We start from the raw sequence: 20,299 nt of genomic DNA, 5'->3' as shown, positions 1-20,299 counted from the left end.
TAGGAAGGGATTCTCTAGAGAAGAAAAATCCTGAAACATCAAAAAGAGACAAAGTAGCAAGCCTTAAGACATTCCAGATTGCAATTATATATGGGAAGAGAATATATTACGAAGAGCATTTTCTCGAAGACAATGAAAAAGGCTTTTATGCAGGTTCTAGCAAGTTTATTCGGCCAGTCTCCTTTCGCTCCTTTGCAGGCACATATAGAGCTTGTTTCTTCTAGTGTGAGTATTCTTCTTCCTCTTTTTAGTGCTCTTAGGGAGGGTGATTATGAGAGAGTCGAAGCATTAGCAAAGCTCATTTCTTCGAAAGAGCGACAAGCGGACGGTATGAAAAATGATGTAAGAAAACATCTTACGTCAGGGGTGTTCATTCCTGTGCCCCGTCTTGCTATGTTGGAAATTATTTCGATACAAGATTCCTTAGCTGATAACGCAGAAGATGTCGCAATTTTGTTGACAGTGAAAGAGCTACGGTTTTATCCAGAGTTTGAAGAATTATTTTTTGAATTTTTGCAGAAAACTCTGGAGTCTTTCGAAGCTGTTGCGAAAACAATACGAGAGATAGATCGGCTTTTGGAATCTTCCTTCGGGGGAAGTCGAGCAGAAAAGACTCGCACCTTGGTGAGTGAGGTATCGAATCTTGAGCATGAATGCGACGTATTGCAGAAGGAATTAATGAAGATATTCTTCTCCGAAGAGTTTGCTATCGGAACAAAAGATTTTGTTTTATGGATGCAAATTATTAAAAGGGTAGCGGGAATATCCAATAATTCCGAGAAGCTAGCCTATCGAGTGAGTATGACACTAGAAGAGAAGTAGGCATGTGGTTGCTGCTGATTTGTGTAGTTGTGGGCGGATTCTACACAGCCTGGAACATAGGTGCTAATGATGTAGCGAATGCTGTGGGGCCGAGTGTAGGGGCTGGAGTACTCACTTTAAGACAAGTCGTTGTCGTTGCTGCCATTTTTGAATTTCTTGGAGCGGTATTGTTGGGAGATCGGGTTATCGATACCATAGAGAGTGGTTTGGTAGCTCCTTCTGATCTGGTCTTATCTTCTCAAGATTATATCTTTGGAATGGCTGCGGCCCTTTTCGCCACCGGAGTTTGGTTGCAAATAGCCTCTTTTTTCGGATGGCCAGTGTCGACGACGCATGCCGTCGTCGGAGCTGTTCTGGGATTTGGTCTTGTTCTCAGAGAAGATGCTGTTATCTACTGGAATTCTTGCGGTAGAGTTTTCGTTAGTTGGTTGATCTCTCCCATTATCGGAGGATATTTTGCTTTCCTAATCTTCTCCTTTATTCGTAAAGCTATCCTTTATAAAGAAGATCCTGTTTCTGCAATGGTGCGCATTGCTCCATTTTTATCAGCGCTAATTATTTTTTCATTAGGTTTGATCCTTATTCTCGGCGGAGCTATTTCTCGGTTAGTTTCGTTTCCTATAGCTTTTCGTATTGTTTGTGGGTTAGCTATATTCGCTTTCTTTTTTACAATATGGGGAATGCATTTTTTCAAGTTGGCTATGCTTCCCCCAAGCATTGTTCCTGGAACATTGCTGGATCGCTTACTATCTAAAAACACTGGTTACGGACGAAAGTATCTTGTCGTTGAAAGAATTTTTGCTTACTTACAGATTATTATTGCATGCTTTATGGCGTTTGCTCATGGATCCAATGACGTTGCTAATGCGATAGCACCCGTCGCTGGTATCTATCGAACCCTGTATCCGCAAAATTATTCTTCAAAAGTGTTATTTATTTTTATGTCTTTGGGAGGATTTGGCTTAGTCTGTGGATTAGCAACCTGGGGATGGCGAGTGATTGACACTATTGGGAAAAAAATTACAGAGCTCACGCCATCACGAGGGTTTTCTGTAGGGATGAGTTCCGCTATCACAATTGCCGTAGCTTCTGCTTTCGGATTCCCGATATCAACGACACATGTCGTAGTCGGATCGGTTCTAGGTATAGGATTAGCCAGAGGTTTACAAGCCATTAATTTACGAATTATCAAAGATATTGTGCTGTCTTGGTTTGTTACGCTTCCTGCAGGAGCTGCTCTTTCTATTATGTTTTTCTCGTTACTACGTGCTGTGTTCCGTTAAATGTGAGTCCCCGGGTTTAGGGTCATTACATTTTTTCTCTAGAAGTTCTTTATATGTAGCTTTGATAAAGGCTTGAGTTTTCCGTTGCTTAGGCGCTATAAGGAATTTTAGGTTAAAGATCGGATGAGCATGGATAAATTATCGATAAGAGAGATTTCTCCCGAGGGGAAAAAGGTACTGGTTCGTGTAGATTTTAATGTTCCTATTAAAGATGGGAAGATTTTAGACGATGTGCGTATTCGTAGTGCAATGCCCACGATCGATTATCTACTTAAAAGAGATGCTGCTGTTATTTTAGTGAGTCATTTAGGTCGCCCTAAGGGAGGCGTATTTGAAGAAGCTTATTCTTTGGCTCCTGTTGTTCAAGTATTAGAGAGATACTTAGGGCATCACGTTCCTCTGTCTCCGGATTGTGTTGGAGAAGTTGCACGGCAGGCCGTTGCGCAACTATCTCCAGGAAGGGTGCTTCTTCTAGAAAATGTACGTTTCCATAGAGGAGAGGAGCATCCTGATGAAGATCCCGGTTTTGCTGTTGAGCTCGCTGCGTATGCAGATTTTTATGTGAATGATGCTTTCGGAACCTCTCACCGCAAGCATGCTTCAGTGTATCGAGTTCCGCAGATGTTCCCTGGGCATGCTGCAGCGGGATTCCTGATGGAAAGAGAACTCGAATTTTTAGGCCAGAATCTGTTGGTAGATCCTAAGCGTCCTTTTACTGCGATTCTAGGAGGAGCTAAGGTTTCTTCTAAGATAGGAGTGATAGAATCTCTCCTCTCTCGAGTAGATAATCTCATTTTAGCTGGAGGTATGGGCTATACTTTTCTAAAAGCAATGCATCGTCAGGTTGGGGATTCTTTAGTTGAAGAGTCTGGTATTCCTCTAGCGAAAAAGGTATTGGAGCGAGCGCAGGCTTTAGGAGTAAAGATCTATCTTCCTGTGGATGCTAAAGTTGCTAAGCGCTGTGAAACTGGAGAGGATTGGACAGAAATGTCTATAGGGGATGGCATCCCTGAAGGGTTAGCAGGTTTCGATATTGGGACACAGACGATTTCTTTATTTTCTCAGGTGATTCAAGATTCTGCAACGATATTTTGGAATGGCCCCGTTGGAGTTTATGAAGAGCCTCCTTTTGATCAGGGATCGAAAGCAATTGCGCAGCGCCTCGCAAGCCATTCTTCTGCAGTGACTGTTGTAGGCGGAGGTGATGCTGCTGCTGTAATTGCTCTTGCAGGGTGCACGTCTCAAATTTCCCATGTTTCCACAGGAGGCGGAGCTTCTTTAGAATTTTTAGAGAAAGGATATCTTCCGGGGACGGAGATTTTATCGCCCAGTCGAAACTAGGATTTCTAGTAGGTTAGGTTCTACTGTTAAACGCTAGATGCATTAGGAACAAATGTTAGAATCTTTTATAAAAAATAAAATTCTTAAATCGTTGTTTTTATTTGATTAAAAAATCAAAAAGGTTGTTTTAATAAAAATTAATTGTTTTTCTTAAAAAGAAGATTTTAAAATTAAAGGAGATTGTTGGAATGTAAAAGATATTGCATTGGCGGAGGATCTATGAGCATTCGATCTACTGGCGGGAATAATGGGTTACAACCTCCCATTACCCCTTCTGGAGACGGCGACAGCGATAGCGTACAAAGCAGCAACAGCAGCAGTAGTGGAGTCCTAGGGGATCATACAATTTCTTCTCAGGGGGAACCTCAAGGATTGTGTGTGCGTATAATGAATTTATTCAGAAATCTTTTTTCTGGAACGAGAGATGCCCCCGCCCCAACAACGAGACGCCTAGATGCTTCAGATATTCATCATCCTTCTCTTTCTGGACAAGGAGCCACTCCAATTGTCTCTACCGGAGATAAAAAAGTAGACGAGGTCATTGTTCAAGCAGATATACGTACACAAAATAAACAAACAATAGCCACGTATATTCAAAACAAGCTGAAAGGCTTAGAGGGACAATCTCCTTCTGGGTATAAGGCTAGTGTATATGAATCTATGCGGTATGCAATGTTTACTCCTGGAGGAACTTCAGTAAACAGTGAACGGGCACGTCAAGTGTGTATTCAGGGAAGAGATTTATGGCAGCAGGCGGCAGAAGATCTCGCTAGCAATGAAAATTCAGATGGTTTGATGATGCTTTCCTGTCTAGTTTTAGGAGGGAAACATCTGCCTCCAGGGCAATTGAGATCATTCATGGAGACGGTCAAAGGTACTTTTTCTGACGAAGCAGACCCTGCAGACCCAACGGCAGATGATGTGATTGCGTTAGCTGGGCAGATAGATGCTGCGGAACAGTCTAATCCTGGAAGTGCGATCAGTATTTTAAATTATATCGGCAATTGTGGGAAAAGCGCTCTAGATAACAAAGAGATGAAACAGCTTATTTTAGGGGATCAGGATGGGCACGATCTTCAAAGTATCCAACATAACGCACAAGAAATAAGCAAATTACTAGATTATGCTCTAGAAACAGATTCGGAGGTATATTTACAAACTCTAACTACTGTTGCCTCGGATCTTTTCTTTGAAGGAGGCGAGAGCACAACAGATCCTTTCGATTATTAAGAGGAATACACATAGTGAGTAGTTTAAGCCCTATCGGAGGAAATGGTGGCCCTGAGGGACCTATTGGGCCTCGGAATGATGAGATAGAAACTCCAGAGGCCGAAGAAGAGAATGAATTTGAAGAACGTGTTTCTAATCATGCTGAATCTGTGATTGCAGAGAGTTCGGAATCTATTCTCCGTACCACTTCTTCCGAAAAAGTAAACGAAGATCTTCAGCAGCATATTAGCATAGAAGAGTCTCCTCAACACCAGGGTTTTCTCGGCAGAATTCGTAATGCGGTAGCTTCCATCTGGAGACGTCGAATCTTGCGACGCAGTGGAAACTATGACGTGAGAAAAGCAGAAGAGAAACAAGGAATCACAAAGATTCTACAGGATTCGAAAATGCCTTCCTCGACGGATTCTCGCAGTCAAAGATTAAGTTCATCTTGTTTGAATAGTATTCGAGACTTTTTTGCTAAAATTTTTCATTTTTTACGAGATGCTTATTATCGGAATTGCACGCGTTCAGGAATTAATTTCTGCGGAGCTAGACGGGATTCTTTAGAAGTACTTGCTGCGGTTGGATTACTTTTACGCATGGCCACGCTTCGTTCTTTTGACAAAGTCGATGGGAAATATGAAGAACGGTTGGATAGTCACGATTCTATCGTAATCGATGTAGGTAAAACGTTGTTAGATGATGTCGAGGCTAATATCGAACACATACTAAGTTCTAGGATTGACTGGTCCCAGAATATGATGTTAGGGTTTTCTCGTGGGCTTGTACAACTATGTGCTACTCCTTACTATGCAAACTCTTTTGAGTGTTTAAAATCGATCACAAATTTAGAGAAGAAGGATCCGAAGGCGGATTATTCCCAAGCATTGTTATTGGCGAGTGAGATTGATCGGTTGGCAGAACGGGATCCTTTCGCGGCAAGAAATGTTTTAGACGCTCTTCGATTTCGGACTTCAGAGCTCCTAGGAGAGTTGATCACGATGGATATTCTTCCTCCTGTGGGGAAAGTTGGTCGAGGAGGTGTGTTTCCTCCTGTGAATGAGCATCTTGTTGTGCAAATTGTCAATGCTAATGTCGAGCATCTGTACACGAATTTTATGCATGACCAAAGAGCTTATAGGCAGATGATTAACACATTAGTTCAAGATTTCTTTTTTCTTCCCAGTGAAAAAGATCCTTCTTCTGTTGGAAACGTTTAGAGGTATTTTCTGAAAGGAATAGGATAAATAGCGTGAAATAATACCTATTATGTGAAGAATAAACGAAAAGACTCGACTTCGTTATGCTATTAGATTCTCGTTTCCCTACAGATTACTATTTACGTATCCTAGAATTAGTTATTCGGGATCCTTCTTGTAGATTAGTGTATAATCGGCAGCTGCGGATGCTGGAAGCGGTGCCTTTTGAGCAGAAGCTTTCTTCTAATCAAGAAGGAGATTCGAGTATTTTGCGAGAAGTGATTAGTGAGCTTCTCGCTCACTCAGGCGAAAGCTATGCTATTTCTGCAAGATTACTTGCTATTATTGATATTTACTTGAAGCAGGCGCAACCTTCGAATTCCTTTTTTGCGAGAGTTTTTCGAAAAAAAGAGCGGGCTAGAAAACGACGCATCGCTAATAAATTGTTGTGCTTAAAAAGTATCTTATTCTTTGAACGACAACGGCCAGTAAAAAAAGTTGCTTCCGTTGCCGGTTCTATTCTGCATAAGCCTAAGGGAAATTTTTCCTCTTGGGAGGATTTTACGCATGATGTACAGCCTCAAAAATCTAATGCAGAAGAAGGAGCTTTAGACTCATTACGAGACAGAGTAGAGGAGGACGCTGCCTCTCAGACAATCGTGGAAGTCTTGTTAGCTTTTTTGGACGATCAGGACATGTATCTTTCGGTGAGCTTTGAAATTCTGCGTTATTTCTTAGAAGAAAAGGTTTTGTCTAAAAGAAGCTTGTCTCCCCGTAGTCATAACGCGATTAGGCAGATAAAAGACTTATATTTAGTCAGCCCAGAAGATTTTCAAACATTTATAGGCGGAATCATTACGGAGTCTCTTTTTGAAGAGGAAGATCAACTTGTTGTAGGTTGCGTCATTTTTTCTCAAGAAGGGAAAAAACTTTTTGAATCTTGGAAAGGGGTTACTCAGAAATACCCGCATGATATGTTGTATACCCAAGCGTTTTTGGCAGAAGTGGTGTTACATGTTGTGCAACACCATATCCATTTAAATGCAAAAGTTAAACCTACATCTCCAGAACAGGTTGGTAGTTTATATAGTATTCGAGACCATAGCCCTCGAGCCTGGGCAAGAATGATGCGGGTATTACTAATGCGCTGGCTTCTCGATTATCATTTCGATGTATATGCCTACCTGAAAGAGGAGATTCTTCGTTGTCCACCTCGTCAGCCTTTTTGGCAAATCGTCCCTTCAGAATCAGGAGATGGGACTTTCCGTAGAGAAGCACGTTAGTCTGGATATTGAGCCAAGCGGGAGCAGATGGGACAGGTTTCTACTTTGTGGTGAAGAGCTGGACAGAATTCTCTTGCATAATAGATAAGTTGCAGATGTAGTTTTGGGGAATTCATTGGACCGAAAAAGGCAACTAAATCCTTTTCTACAGCAGAGGGGCTACGTTTCGTAGAAAGCTTCCATCGATGTGCTAAACGCAGAATATGCGTATCTACAGGGAAGGTATTTTCTCCATAATAAATACTAAGGAAAACAGAGGCTGTTTTCCTTCCTACTCCAGGAAGCTTGATGAGTTCTGAAAGGGTTCGGGGTGGTTCTTGAGCATAGCGTTCTACAAGAATACGGGAAAGTTCTTGTATATAAGTAGCTTTCCTTTCTCCTAATCCACAAGGAGAGATCAGCGAATATATTTCTGCCAAGGAAAGTTTGCTCATCAATTCTGCATTCGGGGCCTTTGTGAAAAGACGTGGTGTAACTGAATTGACCGCTTTATCTGTCGAGTTGCCAGAGAGGAGGATAGCAATGAGCAGCTGAAAGGGGGATTGCCATCCTTTTAGAGAAGCTTCTGGGGATGGGAAATAAGTATTTAATGTATCTAAAATCAACGACAGTTTGGATAAAGCATTCCGCTTATTCATAAAAGATTATTTCCCAATACAAAACTTACTAAAAATCTCGCCTAAGACGGTTTCAGTAATTTCAGCCCCAGACAAAGTTCCTACAAAATGTAAAGCTTGACGGAGATCTAAGGCAATGCATTCGTTAGGAAGATCGGTTCTGAATCCTTCCAATGCAGACATCAAAGATTCATAGACATTATGCAGTAAGCTATGATGGCGTGCGGATACTAAAAAAATCTTAGAAGATTTCCCCAAGTCCGTTGTATGGAGCCATTCTCGCAGTGCTTGTCTCAATGCACAAAGACCTTCTCCCGTTTTAGCAGATATAGAGATCTGTTGAAAAGGAACCTCCAATTGGGGGGGGCTTGCGATATCACATTTGTTCCAAAGTAGAATTGTGGGTTTTTGATACAAGATTTCAGGAAGCTCTGGAAGAGGTTGTGAAGCGTCCATAACCCAGAGAATTCCTTCTGCTTGACTCATAGCTTGTCGAGCACGCTCAATACCCTCTTTCTCGATCGGATTTTCTGTATCTCGAAGTCCTGCAGAATCAATAAGACGTAGGTTTTTCCCTTGTAATACCCAGCTTTCTTCTAAAATATCGCGAGTAGTTCCTGGGATGTCTGTAACAATAGCACGATTTTTTTGAGTAAGAGCATTTAGGATAGAGGATTTCCCCGCATTGGGAAGCCCTGCTAAGACTAAACTCGTGCCTTGAGCAAGGCGTTGCCCTTCATCAAAACTAGAAAGAAGCTCTTGTGTAAGTGCAAAAGCTTCTTTGATTTTATTTTGAGGCAGAGCATGCTCTGCCTCAATCCCTTCTTCGGGGAAATCGGCCAAAACTTCCAGATAGGCTAGCGCTTCTATGATTAAAGAAGAGATTGAAGAGATAGCTTGCGAGGTATGCCCTTGAAACTGATTTTGTGCTATGCGAAAGGCATCGATATTGTCTGCTGAAATGAGTTGTTGGATAGCTTCTGCTTGAATGAGATCGATTTTCCCATTTAAAAAGGCTCGCTGTGAGAATTCTCCAGGTAGAGCAGCGCGAGCTCCCGCTTCTAATAAAGCATTTAAAATTTGAGAACACGCAAAATACCCTCCATGGCACTGGAATTCCACAATATCTTCTCCTGTAAACGAGCGAGGAGCGCGCATCACTAAGACTAGCGCTTGATCTATACAAATTCCATTTTGAGACGCGATGCCCAGGTGAGCTGTATGCGAAGCATAGCCTGCAATATTACCAGAAAAAATTTGATTGGAAATGGAAACAGCTTTGGGACCGGAGACGCGAACAATAGCAATACTACCCTCTCCGGGAGGAGTTGCGATGGCTGCAATCGTATCATTTTGAAGCATAAATAGAAGCCTTCTGGCTAAACAAAGAGACCATTATACTTTTGGAAGATCTTTCTAAGCAAGGAGGGCTATAGGGTGGAAGAGGAGTTTGTGTTTTTGAGAAAAAGGATCTTCTTTATACTCGTTGCGCTTTGAAATAGAAGGATTGGTAAGCTGGGGGCAGAGCAGGAGAAAGCATGGCAGGACAGGAAATTTGGTACATCAATCGTGAAACGGGACTTTTAGAGAAAGAACCCGTCTTGTGTTCTTCCCTTATGCAATATTTTCTTGAAAACAGAATAGGAAGGGCGGTGTACGCCTGCCTATGTAAGAACAGTTGGTTTTCAAGGATAGTGGGAAGATTGCAAAGGCTAGGAGTAAGTAGATGGTTCATCAAGTCTTTTGTGGAAAAATATCATCTTCGCGAAGAGGAATGGTTGCTCCCTCTCCACAAGTACACATCGTTTAATGATTTTTTTATACGAAAGCTTAAGCTCGAAGCACGACCTATTTTGAGGGACAAAGAAATATGTTGTACTCCTGCTGATGGGGCCTATTTCGTTTTCCCCTCCATAGAGGAGGTCTCCACATTCACTATTAAACATAGAATTTTTTCATTAGAAAATTTTTTACAAGATAAGCAGTTAGCTAGTGAATATGCAAAGGGAAGCATGGTGATTGCTAGACTAGCTCCTTTCGATTATCACCGATTTCATTTCCCTGTTGAAGGGGTCGTAGGAGAATCTAAACGTATCAATGGTTATTTATTTTCTGTACATCCTCTCATGCTAAAAAGGAATTTAGCAATTTTTATAGAAAACAAGCGAGAGGTTACATTGATTGACTCTAAGGAATTCGGTAAAGTTGCTTACATAGAGGTTGGAGCTTTAAATGTCGGATCTATAAATCAAACCTTTTCTTCTGGTTCTTTCGTAAGAAGAGGGGAGGAGAAAGGGTTTTTTGCATTCGGGGGGTCGACAATTGTTCTATTGTTTCAGCCACAACGCATTACTTTTGATGCAGACTTGGTTCAGCATTCCGCTCAAGGGTTAGAAACCCGTTGTCGGATGGGAGAATCGTTAGGAAAGCGGTTCTCTTCATAAAAATAAAGACTTAAAACGTTTTTTTTGGTATTGCAAGAGAGAGAAAACTCAAAAGTTGCGCATTATGTGGCTAATCGTAGCATGGATATCACTGACTTGCTTGGCGATGGCTTTAGTCTTTAAAGCTTATAGACATGTTGTCTGCTTTCGCAGTCACGTGAATCAGGTGATGCGCGATGTGCGTTTAAACATGGGTCTAAAGGAGTGGGCCGTTGCAGAAAAATATCTAGCTCCCATCCTAAAGAAGCGTAAGTATAGACGGAAGTATTTGTTTAAATATATCCGGATTCTCCGTGAGTTAGAACGTTTCGAAGAAGCAGAAAAACTTTTAGGAGAAGCAAAGAGATTAAAATTATCTGGCTCTTATTTTTTCTTAGAAGTCGCACATAAAGCGTTTCGGCATGGTGCTTATAAAGAAGCCGCCCACGCTTTTTCGCTTCTTCCTTCTGAGTTGTTAGAAGAGTGTGAAGTTGCTCGATATACTATCTCTCTCGTGTATCTTGGAGAGGTGGATCTTGCTTGTCGGATAGTGGAACCTTGGATAGGCCCTCTCGCTCATCAAGAGATTTATATCAGCGTAGGGCATATTCATTTCGCTACGAAGCGTTACGCGGAGGCCATCGATTTCTATCGTCGGGCAAGATCTCTAGGGCTTTGCCCTGTCGACGTTGTATATAATTTAGCGCATTCTTTGCGCATTTGTGGGCATTATGTCGATGCTGGTATGCTTTTTAGAGAATTGTTGAGCGAGCCTATCTATAAAGACGAGGCTATGTTCAATATCGGTTTATGCGAGCATAAACTTGGAAATTCAAAAAAAGCTCTACTGATTTACCAAAATAGTGAATTGTGGGTTCGTGGCGATGCGTTAATGATGAGATACGCAGCTCTTGCTGCTGCAGATCAGAAAGATTATCAACTTGCTGAGCACTGTTGGACACTGGCTTTCCGTTGTCAAAGTTATACTGAGGATTGGAACTGCTGTGTCCATTATGGCTTAGCTTTATGTCATTTGAAAAAATATTCTGAAGCAGAAAAGGTGTATTTGCGTGTTATCCAAAAAACGCCTGATTGTCTTGTTGCTTGCAAAGCACTTGCCTGGTTGGCTGGTGTCGGATATGCTACGATGATTTCTGCTCAAGATGGGATAGCTTATGCCAAGAGAGCATTACGGATTAAGCGATCTCCGGAAGTGCTTGAGCTATTAAGTGCTTGTGAAGCTCGAGAAGGAAATTTTGATGTTGCCTATGATATTCAAGCTATTTTAGCGGAGCGTGATACCACTCCTCAGGAACGAGAGCGGCGTTCTCAGATCCTGAAGAACTTGCGACAAAAACTTCCTATTGATCAGCAGCATATTGTAGAAGTTTCTTTATTACTGGCGGCCTAAAAAGTTCTTTTTTTAAGTTAGCCTAACATAGGGGTTTAGCCTCCGTATCACGTGAGTGCTTTTTGTTTTCTTTTTCTCTAGGAAAGTCTAGAATGTGCTTGAATGCACGGATTTCTTCTCTCTCGAGAGGCCTTCTCTTTGAGAGATTTTGTGTATAAAAAGATAATTATCAAAAAGAAATAGAAAAGAATCTTCTTCGTCGTATAGGCGCCTTTAGACGAGAGAGGGATCTTTTCAAAAGTATGTATTGAACTATGATGGATTTCCTTAAGCGTTTTTTCGGATCTTCTCAGGAGAGAATATTAAAACGATTTCAGAAGTTAGTCGAAGAGGTGAATGCTTGTGATCAGAATCTCTCGTCATTATCTGACGATGAGCTTCGTCAGAAGACTCCCCAATTGAAAAAACGGTATCAAGAAGGGGAGTCTTTGGATGAGCTTCTTCCAGAAGCTTATGGAGTTGTGAAAAATGTGTGCCGTCGTTTAGCTGGAACTCCAGTTGAGGTTTCTGGGTACCATCAGCAATGGGACATGGTTCCTTATGATGTTCAAATTCTCGGTGCTATCGCTATGCATAAGGGCTTTATCACTGAGATGCAGACAGGAGAGGGAAAGACTTTGACTGCGGTTATGCCGCTCTATCTAAACGCACTGACTGGTAAGCCCGTTCATCTTGTAACAGTCAATGATTACTTGGCACAACGAGACTGTGAGTGGGTGGGCTCTGTTTTACGTTGGCTTGGCTTGACAACAGGCGTTCTAATTTCTGGCATCCCTCCAGAAAAACGAAAAGCAATCTACCAATGCGATGTCGTTTATGGAACAGCTTCAGAATTTGGATTTGACTATCTGCGGGATAATTCAATCGCTACACGGAAAGAGGAACAGGTCGGGCGCGGTTTTTATTTCGCTATTATTGACGAAGTTGATTCTGTGTTGATCGATGAGGCAAGAACGCCTCTCATCATTTCTGGCCCTGGAGAGAAACATAATCCTGTTTATTTTGAGTTAAAAGATCGTGTTGCTGACTTGGTGTATTTTCAAAGAGAAATGTGTAACCAGGTTGCAGCCGAAGCAAGGAAATATCTTGATCCTTTTTTAGGGACAGATGTACTCCCTAAGGATAGGAAGGTTGTAGAAGAAATTTCAGAAGCTTGTCGGTCTTTATGGCTGGTAAGCAAGGGAATGCCTCTTAACCGTGTATTGCGTCGTGTGCGAGAGCATCCAGATCTTCGTGCCATGATCGATAAATGGGACGTTTTTTATCATGCAGAGCAGAATAAAGAAGAATGTCTAGAGAAGTTATCTTCTTTATATATCGTTGTTGATGAACACAATAACGATTTTGAGTTGACCGATAAAGGAATGCAGCAGTGGATTGAAAAGCTCGGGGGCTCTGCGGATGATTTTATTATGATGGATATGGGGCATGAGTACGCTTTGATAGAAGAGGACTCGACGCTCTCCCCTGAAGAAAAATTAAATCGTAAAATTGCAGTTTCTGAAAAAGATACACAGAGAAAAGCAAGAGCTCATGGATTGCGGCAGCTACTACGAGCGCATTTGCTTATGGAGAAAGATATCGATTATATTGTTCGAGACGATCAGATTGTGATCATCGATGAGCATACGGGCCGTCCTCAGCCAGGGCGTCGTTTTTCAGAAGGATTGCATCAAGCTATCGAAGCAAAAGAACAGGTAACGATACGTAAAGAATCTCAGACATTCGCAACGGTCACGTTGCAAAACTTTTTCAGATTGTATGAGAAACTTGCGGGGATGACCGGAACAGCAATCACAGAGTCGCGAGAGTTTAAAGAGATCTACAATCTATATGTTTTGCAAGTTCCCACATTTAAACCTTGCTTGCGCATCGACTACAATGATGCGTTTTATATGACGGAGCGAGAGAAGTATCAAGCTATCGTTGCGGAGATCGTTTCTGCGCATCGTTCTGGTAAACCTATTTTGATAGGAACAGAGTCTGTAGAAGTCTCCGAAAAATTATCCCGTATTTTGCGTCAAAATCGCATTCATCATACCGTGCTTAATGCAAAAAATCATGCTCAAGAGGCAGAGATTATTGCTGGAGCTGGAAAGGTAGGAGCTGTAACGGTCGCTACGAATATGGCTGGTCGGGGAACAGACATTAAATTGGATGAGGCAGCTGTAGCTGCGGGAGGACTATATGTCATAGGAACCTCTCGACATCAATCGCGACGTATTGATAGACAGTTAAGAGGCCGTTGTGCACGTCTAGGCGATCCTGGAGCTGCTAAATTTTTCCTTTCTTTCGAAGACCGACTAATGCGGCTTTTTGCTTCTCCTAAACTGAATACATTAATTCGTCATTTCCGTCCTCCAGAAGGAGAGGCGATGTCTGATCCTATGTTTGATAGGTTAATTGAGACTGCACAGAAGCGTGTGGAAGGGCGTAATTATACCATACGTAAACATACTTTAGAGTATGATGACGTAATGAATAAACAGCGTCAAACAATTTATGCTTTCCGGAATGAAGTTCTTCAGGCAGAAGATTTGTTTGTGGTTGCTCGAGAGCAAATAGAGCATGTCGCTTTAGTTTTGGCCTTTTTAATTTTAAAAGATGCTCACGCGGATCATTGTTCTCTCCCCAAAATAGAAGAGTGGTTGAGTTATTCCTTCCCTGTAAAACTAGATGATCAGGAAATTCATCGGCTTGGAGATGTGGATGCTGTTGCCCATTATATAGAGGGCTTGTTGTTAGAAGCTTTTGAGACTAAGTTTTCTTCCATGCTTGCGGAGTTTACAGAGGTCATAGGATCTGCATCTAACGCAGAAGGTATCTGCAGTGATATTCTTCGTTCTGTGATCATTTCGCACATTGATGAGGAATGGAAAATACATTTAGTAGATATGGATTTACTTCGTTCTGAAGTTGGGCTACGTTCTATTGGACAGAAAGATCCTCTCATCGAGTTTAAGAATGAGTCCTTCCTACTATTTGAGGGGCTAATTCGTGATATTCGTATCGCTATAGTCAAACACTTATTTGCTTTAGAGTTGTCATTAACACGAAGTGATCGCCCTGATAATGCAATTCCCACTGTAGCAACCGCTTTCCATAATCACGATAACTTCCGACCTATGGAGCTAACGATTATCGGAGAAGAAGAATCTTAGGATTCTTAAGGCAATCTTCTTAATAGAGGGGATTGCCTTTTTTTCTTTTAGAAGGATTGTGGGATAAAAACAGGCTATTGATTACACAAAAGTCGTCCACTTAGACCAGATTTTCCCGTCATGATGACGAATCCAAAACGAGCGGTGGTCTTCTCCTATTAAAAATTGCACTCGATGCTCTCTATTCAAAGTAGTCATACAGATGATCATGTTGTCTAAGTGAGCATTTTGAGAAGGAAACTTTTCAGGAGCATTGATAAGCTTTTTTACGTCCGTTGTGAGTAATAGATCGGGTTGAAGGAGAGTGTCAAAGTTATATTCAGTGGTGGTAATTTTTTTAGGAGGAATATTAAACCAGCTCTCCCAACGACCTTGATAATAACTACGGGTGTATGCGTAATTCTGGTCGCTAATATAAAATTGGCGAATAACGCCATTCAATACAGATTCTCCTAATACAATCAGCAGATCCCCATTTTCTTTATCATCTTCTTCTATATATACGCCCGTCTCATGATAAACATCTAATGGTTTGGTCTTATCTGACTCGCAGATGAGAAGATCTAAGTCTAATTTATCGTCCGATTGGGATTCATCGTATAGTTCGTAGTGCATAGGGATTAAAATCTCCAAGAAATAACTAACTTTAGTTTTTATTATTTCTAATAAAAGATTTTTATTTTTTTACAAATTAATTTGATTTTCTAGAAGGTTTTGCTTTGTATTCTAAATCAAAAGGAATTCCGTATAAATTAAAAGCAGATTTTAAAGTGTTTCTTAAATACAACTCATAAGCTTTCGTGAGCAACGTATGAGAGTTAATAAACAGTAAGAAGGTAAATGGCGTTACTATCTTATGAATTGCATAGTAAATGCGTAAGCGTTTGCCATTAATCACTTGAGGATGATGTCTTTGCATAGCAGATGCGAGTATTTTATTAACCAGCGAGGTCGAAAGTTTTGTTGTTGCAATAGTATAGACATCCTCGATCGCTGAAAAGATGTGTGAAAGATTGCGGCGCTCTTTTGCTGAAATGCACAGAATTCGGGCTTGCCCTATGTAAGGATCTACTTGTCGTAAATCTTGAATATAATGCTCCATCCGAACGCCAAACATTAAATCCCATTTATTCACGAGAATAACATGAGGTTTTTTATACCTTGCAATCATCGAAAGGATGCGCTTATCTTGATATGAGAGTTTTTGCGTAGCATCTATTACCAGCAAACAGATATCTGCTCGGGAAATCGCTTTCTCTGTTCGAGAAGAAGACATCCATTCTACAGAATTTTTAATGCTTTTGGCTTTTCTTAAGCCTGCAGTATCTATAAAAACGTACTCTTTGTTGTTATATGTATAAGCAACATCAACGTTATCTCGTGTGGTTCCAGGAGAATTATCTGTTATACAACGGTCTTCCTTAAGAAGAGCATTAATGATAGAAGATTTCCCAACATTAGGATGTCCGATCAAAGCAACTTTCAATGGGCGATCTACAGGGGGAGGCGTTGCTGTTTGTGAGACTAATTCTTCTAAGAAAGAGGCCTCTTCTTCAGATAACGATTCGTTTTTGAAAAGAATCTCGTCTGCAAAAGTATGCAAGGATACAGCTGATTCTTTAGTTAAAGATATATTCTCTTGGATATCATCCTGTTGTTCTACAGAAGAAACAGGAATCTGTGCTACCTGACGGATACGATCTAACAGTACATCAATATACTTGTCGTGGCTGGCTGAGGTAGCAATCATCTCAGAGATCCCTAAGCCATAAAATTCATGAATGCGTTGCAAATCTTGTTGAGAATCCGCTTTGTTCATCACAAGAATTAACGGTTTGTTTAAAGGGAGAAGGCGCTTAGCAAGTTCTTCATCTTGGTGCGTGATGCCACATCGAATATCTACTACAAGCAAAAGAACAGCAGCTTCTTCAGCAGCTACCAATGCTTGTTGATGAATTTGTTTTTGGAACCGATCTGTGGATTTTTGATCTACCCCACCAGTATCGATAACATGGATAATAGAATCCCAAGCTCGAATTTCTCCGTACAAGCGATCTCGCGTAGTCCCTTCTTGAGAGTTCACGATTGCCAAAGAGCGTTTACATAAACGATTGAAAAGAGAAGATTTCCCAACATTAGGTCTTCCTAAAATAGCTACATGCATAAACAGGTTCTATTAATCCAGAGTTGAATAATTAGGGAAGAATGATAAAGAGTAAAAAATTAAATCTAAAGGAATAAAATAAACTATTTAAGAAGGTTTTATCATTTCTGAGGAGGACTATTTCCAAAATCCTTGATTTTTCAGTAAAGATAAAATTTTTTCTTTGTCTGAGCATTCATACTCTATAGATAGAGCTTCGGCTTCTCTAAGAAGCTCACCAAGCAATCGTCCTGGAGCAATTCCTTTGGCCATTAGATCTGGTGCGGAAACGAGAGGGGAACCCGTTTGAATTCTTTCTATGAAGAGAGATAAACGGGTTTTAAGATCGTGTACCCTAGTAATAAATACTTCTTGCTCTTGGGGAGATTGTTGCAATGCTAGGAAGAGAGAGAGAAGCAGAGAAGAGGAGTGGGAGGCAAAAAAATGTGCCCAAAATACCTTGTCATTTCGCTTTGCTCGGAATTGAGGAAGGGCTTCATACCAATCTTCCAGTAATCCAAGTTCTTTATTAGATACTTTTAAGCGGGAGAAAGCCGCTATCCCATCTTCTTTTTTCACCTCTTGGAACAAAGGAAGCAAAAAAGCAATTTCAGGGGTGTGAGGATCCTGGATTTTTTTCGCAAAAGCAATAGTAGAATATAAAGCTCCCTTAGGAAAGACTTTCAACTCTGGGAAGATGACGGTCAGGACTTTCAGTTTGATAAGTAACTGAAGAGATTCATAAGGTGCCTTACGAAGCATTTTTTTGAGTTCTTGCCAAATTCTCTCTGGAGATACAGAACTCGTAAGAGTTGGAGCTTCTTTAATAATTGCGAGCTCTGTCTGTGGGTCTAAAGAAAATCCCAATGTTGCGGCAAAGCGAATTGCTCTAAGAATACGGAGTTTGTCTTCTAAAAATCTTTGTTTAGGATGGCCAATTGCTCGAACTACTTTTCTTTCTAGGTCTACTTTCCCTTCTACCAAATCAAAAAGCTTTTCTTCGAAAGGATCATAATACATACCATTGATTGTAAAATCTCTTCGAATAGCATCGTCTTTCATAGAAGCAAAGACAACACGATTAGGATGACGACCATCCTCATAATCTTCATCGCTTCGGAAGGTAGCTACCTCAAACAACTGTCCATTCTCTTTTACGGCAATGATACCGAAAGCAGCTCCGATGGACAAGGTGTCTGGGAATATAGTTGTCACAATTGTGGGAGAAGCATTCGTTGCTATATCCACTTCTTCAATAGGACGTTCTAAGAGCATATCCCGGACACTCCCTCCAACGAAATACGCCTGATATCCAGCATTACGTAATTTACGAACGATTTTTTTGGCGGCTTCCAGAGTGGATTGGGTCATGCAATTCCTAACAGTTAAGCAATAGCTTCAGGAGATTTTTGGATGATTACAGGCGGTTTATTTTGCGTAATCGTATCTTCCTCTATCCGAATAGCTTCCACCGTAGGATCGGAAGGAACTTCGAACATGAGATCCCTAAGAAGATTTTCCAAAATCATTCCTAAGGCTCGAGCTCCTGTTTTAGCTTGTTTTGCTTTCTGGGCTATAGCATAAAGAGCTTCTTTTTCGAAGATTAACTTGACGTTTTCTTCTTCAAATAGTTCTGTGTATTGTTTAACAATAGCATTAGCGGGTTCTGTAAGAATCTCAACAAGCTCATCTAAAGTGAGTTCTTCACAATTAACAATGCAATTAAATCGACCGATAAATTCAGGGATCATCCCAAACGCAATTAAGTCTTCTGTTTCTACTTTAGCAAGAAGATGATCGCGGTTGGTTACAACAAGATCTGTTTCTTCAGAAAATCCTATAGTCGTCCTTCCAAGTCGTTTAGCAATGATTTTGTCCAAATTGACAAAAGCTCCCCCCACGATGAAAAGAATATTTTCTGTATTTACACGAATATATTCCTGATTGGGATGTTTTCTTCCTCCTTTAGGGGGAATATTCGCAACCGTACCTTCTATGATTTTCAATAAAGCTTGCTGAACTCCTTCTCCAGAGACATCTCGCGTGATGGATACATTGGCAGTTGTACGACCAATTTTATCAATCTCATCGATATAGATGATTCCGCGCTCTGCGCGGGCAACATCATAGTCTGCTGCTTGAAGAAGTCGTAAGACGATATTTTCTACATCCTCTCCTACATAACCTGCTTCTGTCAGGGTTGTTGCATCAGCAATAGTGAAGGGGACATCTAAAATTTTTGCTAACGTTTTAGCAATTAAAGTCTTCCCTGATCCTGTTGGTCCTAGTAATAATACGTTGGATTTTCCATAACTTACTTGCTTATCCTGCATAAGGGCACGAATGCGCTTGTAATGGTTATAGACAGCAACAGAGATAGTTTTTTTCGCTCGCTCTTGTCCAATGACATAAGAATCGATGTGCTGTTTGATTTTTTTTGGGGTTAAAACTTTCAGGTTCATCTGGGAGGTCGTAGAAGATGTTGAGGTTTCTTGTGCTACAGGAGCTGGATTCTTATCCAGGATCCCGGAACACAGCTTGATACAATAATCACAAATGTAAACTGAAGGCCCAGCAATCAGTTTCTCAACATCTTTCTCAGATCGTCCACAAAAAGAACAGACCGCAAGATTTTTTTTTGTCATAATAATTCTCTAAGACACAATGTTCTTATCTTTCGTCTCTTTCGCAGAAGAGACCACTTTATCTATTAAACCATAAGCGATAGCCTCTTCCGCTCCCATAAAGAAGTCACGTTCCGAGTCTTCAATAATTTTTTCCACAGGTTGACCAGTACATTCTGCAAGAATGTTGGCAAGATGTCTTTTCAATGTTAAAATTTCTGCCGCTTGAAGTTGAATATCTGCGGAAGTCCCAATAATTCCTCCGGACGGCTGGTGAATCATCATACGACTATGAGGCAGAGCATAACGTTTCCCTTTTGTTCCCGCAGAGAGAAGTAATGCTCCCATAGAAGCTGCTTGTCCAATACAATACGTATTAACATCACACCCAAGGAAACGAATAGTATCGTAAATAGCTAGACCTGCTGTAATGTATCCCCCTGGAGAATTGATAAAAATTTGAATGTCTTTCGAGGGATCTTCAGACATCAGAAACAGAAGCTGGGCTATGACCGTGTTAGCTAAGGGCTCAGTAATTTCTTGCCCAATCATGACTATACGATCCTTGAGCAGCCGAGAATATATGTCCATAGCTCGTTCGCCGCGACCCGTGTCTTCAACAACGTATGGTACCAACGTCATATGTATGCTTCCTCTCAAATCATTTGGTTACAGGTGTGCGTATGCTATTCTACTCTTAACCCTAGAAGAAAAGATCCTATCTAATTAAAAATATACCTACGCATCAAAATGATGAATTCTATGTTTAAGTCTCTCTTG

At 41.0% G+C, this 20,299-nt stretch carries 16 protein-coding genes; 9 read left to right on the top strand and 7 right to left on the bottom strand.

The features are described from left to right. Window positions 1-147 precede the first annotated feature (147 nt). The 6 genes from IJ490_RS03310 to IJ490_RS03285 all read left to right on the top strand — a co-directional run bounded on the left by IJ490_RS03310 (window position 148) and on the right by IJ490_RS03285 (window position 7,140). Window positions 148-822, top strand: a complete 675-nt coding sequence (locus IJ490_RS03310) for a TIGR00153 family protein (protein ID WP_291894694.1) — start codon at window positions 148-150, stop codon at window positions 820-822. A 2-nt stretch (window positions 823-824) separates the two neighbouring features. Further along, a complete protein-coding gene (locus IJ490_RS03305) occupies window positions 825-2,105 on the top strand; it encodes an inorganic phosphate transporter (RefSeq protein WP_291893952.1) in 1,281 nt (426 codons plus the stop codon). Window positions 2,106-2,234: 129 nt separating this feature from the next. Then, window positions 2,235-3,446 (top strand): phosphoglycerate kinase, encoded by a 1,212-nt coding sequence (locus tag IJ490_RS03300; protein ID WP_291894691.1) that lies wholly within the window; start codon window positions 2,235-2,237, stop codon window positions 3,444-3,446. Window positions 3,447-3,629: 183 nt separating this feature from the next. Continuing rightward, entirely contained in the window at window positions 3,630-4,676 is a 1,047-nt protein-coding gene (locus IJ490_RS03295) for a hypothetical protein (RefSeq protein ID WP_291893949.1), read from the top strand. Between the two features lie 14 nt (window positions 4,677-4,690). Further along, window positions 4,691-5,878 (top strand): hypothetical protein, encoded by a 1,188-nt coding sequence (locus IJ490_RS03290; protein ID WP_291893946.1) that lies wholly within the window; start codon window positions 4,691-4,693, stop codon window positions 5,876-5,878. A gap of 83 nt (window positions 5,879-5,961) precedes the next feature. After that, window positions 5,962-7,140 carry a hypothetical protein gene (locus tag IJ490_RS03285; RefSeq protein ID WP_291893944.1) on the top strand — a complete coding sequence of 393 codons (1,179 nt, stop codon included), beginning with the start codon at window positions 5,962-5,964 and terminating at the stop codon, window positions 7,138-7,140. On the opposite strand, the gene nth is transcribed toward IJ490_RS03285, so the two are convergent. Together nth and mnmE are read right to left on the bottom strand one after the other, a co-directional pair. Beyond that, the gene (nth, locus tag IJ490_RS03280; RefSeq protein ID WP_291893941.1) at window positions 7,137-7,778 is read right to left on the bottom strand and encodes an endonuclease III; all 642 of its coding nucleotides are present in this window, start codon (window positions 7,776-7,778) and stop codon (window positions 7,137-7,139) included. The two genes, IJ490_RS03285 and nth, sit on opposite strands and share 4 nt — an antisense overlap. A 6-nt stretch (window positions 7,779-7,784) precedes the next feature. After that, window positions 7,785-9,119: a tRNA uridine-5-carboxymethylaminomethyl(34) synthesis GTPase MnmE gene (mnmE, locus tag IJ490_RS03275; RefSeq protein ID WP_291893938.1), complete on the bottom strand. Its 1,335-nt coding sequence runs from the start codon at window positions 9,117-9,119 to the stop codon at window positions 7,785-7,787. A 176-nt stretch (window positions 9,120-9,295) separates the two neighbouring features. Between mnmE and IJ490_RS03270 the strand changes: the two genes are divergently transcribed. From IJ490_RS03270 to secA, 3 genes are all read left to right on the top strand, one after another. After that, complete coding sequence (locus IJ490_RS03270) at window positions 9,296-10,201, top strand: phosphatidylserine decarboxylase (RefSeq protein ID WP_291893936.1); 906 nt, start codon at window positions 9,296-9,298, stop codon at window positions 10,199-10,201. Between the two features lie 64 nt (window positions 10,202-10,265). Further along, window positions 10,266-11,591 carry a hypothetical protein gene (locus tag IJ490_RS03265; RefSeq protein ID WP_291893933.1) on the top strand — a complete coding sequence of 442 codons (1,326 nt, stop codon included), beginning with the start codon at window positions 10,266-10,268 and terminating at the stop codon, window positions 11,589-11,591. Window positions 11,592-11,845: 254 nt separating this feature from the next. Then, complete coding sequence (gene secA, locus IJ490_RS03260; RefSeq protein ID WP_291893930.1) at window positions 11,846-14,752, top strand: preprotein translocase subunit SecA; 2,907 nt, start codon at window positions 11,846-11,848, stop codon at window positions 14,750-14,752. A gap of 81 nt (window positions 14,753-14,833) precedes the next feature. Here the strand turns inward: secA and IJ490_RS03255 are convergent, their stop codons facing one another. The 5 genes from IJ490_RS03255 to IJ490_RS03235 form a co-directional block, all read right to left on the bottom strand. Further along, window positions 14,834-15,367: a hypothetical protein gene (locus IJ490_RS03255; RefSeq protein WP_291893926.1), complete on the bottom strand. Its 534-nt coding sequence runs from the start codon at window positions 15,365-15,367 to the stop codon at window positions 14,834-14,836. Between the two features lie 76 nt (window positions 15,368-15,443). Next, window positions 15,444-16,916, bottom strand: coding sequence for a ribosome biogenesis GTPase Der (gene der, locus IJ490_RS03250; protein ID WP_291893924.1), 1,473 nt, complete (start codon window positions 16,914-16,916; stop codon window positions 15,444-15,446). A gap of 117 nt (window positions 16,917-17,033) precedes the next feature. Then, window positions 17,034-18,266, bottom strand: coding sequence for a CCA tRNA nucleotidyltransferase (locus IJ490_RS03245; RefSeq protein ID WP_291893921.1), 1,233 nt, complete (start codon window positions 18,264-18,266; stop codon window positions 17,034-17,036). 14 nt (window positions 18,267-18,280) lie between these two features. Further along, window positions 18,281-19,540: an ATP-dependent Clp protease ATP-binding subunit ClpX gene (gene clpX, locus IJ490_RS03240; RefSeq protein ID WP_291893917.1), complete on the bottom strand. Its 1,260-nt coding sequence runs from the start codon at window positions 19,538-19,540 to the stop codon at window positions 18,281-18,283. Between the two features lie 9 nt (window positions 19,541-19,549). Continuing rightward, entirely contained in the window at window positions 19,550-20,161 is a 612-nt protein-coding gene (locus IJ490_RS03235) for an ATP-dependent Clp protease proteolytic subunit (protein ID WP_291893913.1), read from the bottom strand. Between the last annotated feature and the right edge of the window lie 138 nt (window positions 20,162-20,299).

The organism is Chlamydia sp. (assembly GCF_017472245.1).
Taxonomy (GTDB): domain Bacteria; phylum Chlamydiota; class Chlamydiia; order Chlamydiales; family Chlamydiaceae; genus Chlamydia.
The sequence above is the reverse complement of the archived record's forward strand: the minus strand, read 5'-3'. Positions and strand labels throughout refer to the sequence as shown.

Excerpts from the sequence above, each read along its gene's own strand:
- IJ490_RS03310 (WP_291894694.1), top strand. The coding sequence starts at position 148 with ATGCAGGTTCTAGCAAGTTTATTCGGCCAGTCTCCTTTCGCTCCTTTG.
- IJ490_RS03305 (WP_291893952.1), top strand. The coding sequence starts at position 825 with ATGTGGTTGCTGCTGATTTGTGTAGTTGTGGGCGGATTCTACACAGCC.
- IJ490_RS03300 (WP_291894691.1), top strand. The coding sequence starts at position 2,235 with ATGGATAAATTATCGATAAGAGAGATTTCTCCCGAGGGGAAAAAGGTA.
- IJ490_RS03285 (WP_291893944.1), top strand. The coding sequence starts at position 5,962 with ATGCTATTAGATTCTCGTTTCCCTACAGATTACTATTTACGTATCCTA.
- nth (WP_291893941.1), bottom strand. The coding sequence starts at position 7,778 with ATGAATAAGCGGAATGCTTTATCCAAACTGTCGTTGATTTTAGATACA.
- mnmE (WP_291893938.1), bottom strand. The coding sequence starts at position 9,119 with ATGCTTCAAAATGATACGATTGCAGCCATCGCAACTCCTCCCGGAGAG.
- IJ490_RS03270 (WP_291893936.1), top strand. The coding sequence starts at position 9,296 with ATGGCAGGACAGGAAATTTGGTACATCAATCGTGAAACGGGACTTTTA.
- IJ490_RS03265 (WP_291893933.1), top strand. The coding sequence starts at position 10,266 with ATGTGGCTAATCGTAGCATGGATATCACTGACTTGCTTGGCGATGGCT.
- secA (WP_291893930.1), top strand. The coding sequence starts at position 11,846 with ATGATGGATTTCCTTAAGCGTTTTTTCGGATCTTCTCAGGAGAGAATA.
- IJ490_RS03255 (WP_291893926.1), bottom strand. The coding sequence starts at position 15,367 with ATGCACTACGAACTATACGATGAATCCCAATCGGACGATAAATTAGAC.
- der (WP_291893924.1), bottom strand. The coding sequence starts at position 16,916 with ATGCATGTAGCTATTTTAGGAAGACCTAATGTTGGGAAATCTTCTCTT.
- IJ490_RS03245 (WP_291893921.1), bottom strand. The coding sequence starts at position 18,266 with ATGACCCAATCCACTCTGGAAGCCGCCAAAAAAATCGTTCGTAAATTA.
- clpX (WP_291893917.1), bottom strand. The coding sequence starts at position 19,540 with ATGACAAAAAAAAATCTTGCGGTCTGTTCTTTTTGTGGACGATCTGAG.
- IJ490_RS03235 (WP_291893913.1), bottom strand. The coding sequence starts at position 20,161 with ATGACGTTGGTACCATACGTTGTTGAAGACACGGGTCGCGGCGAACGA.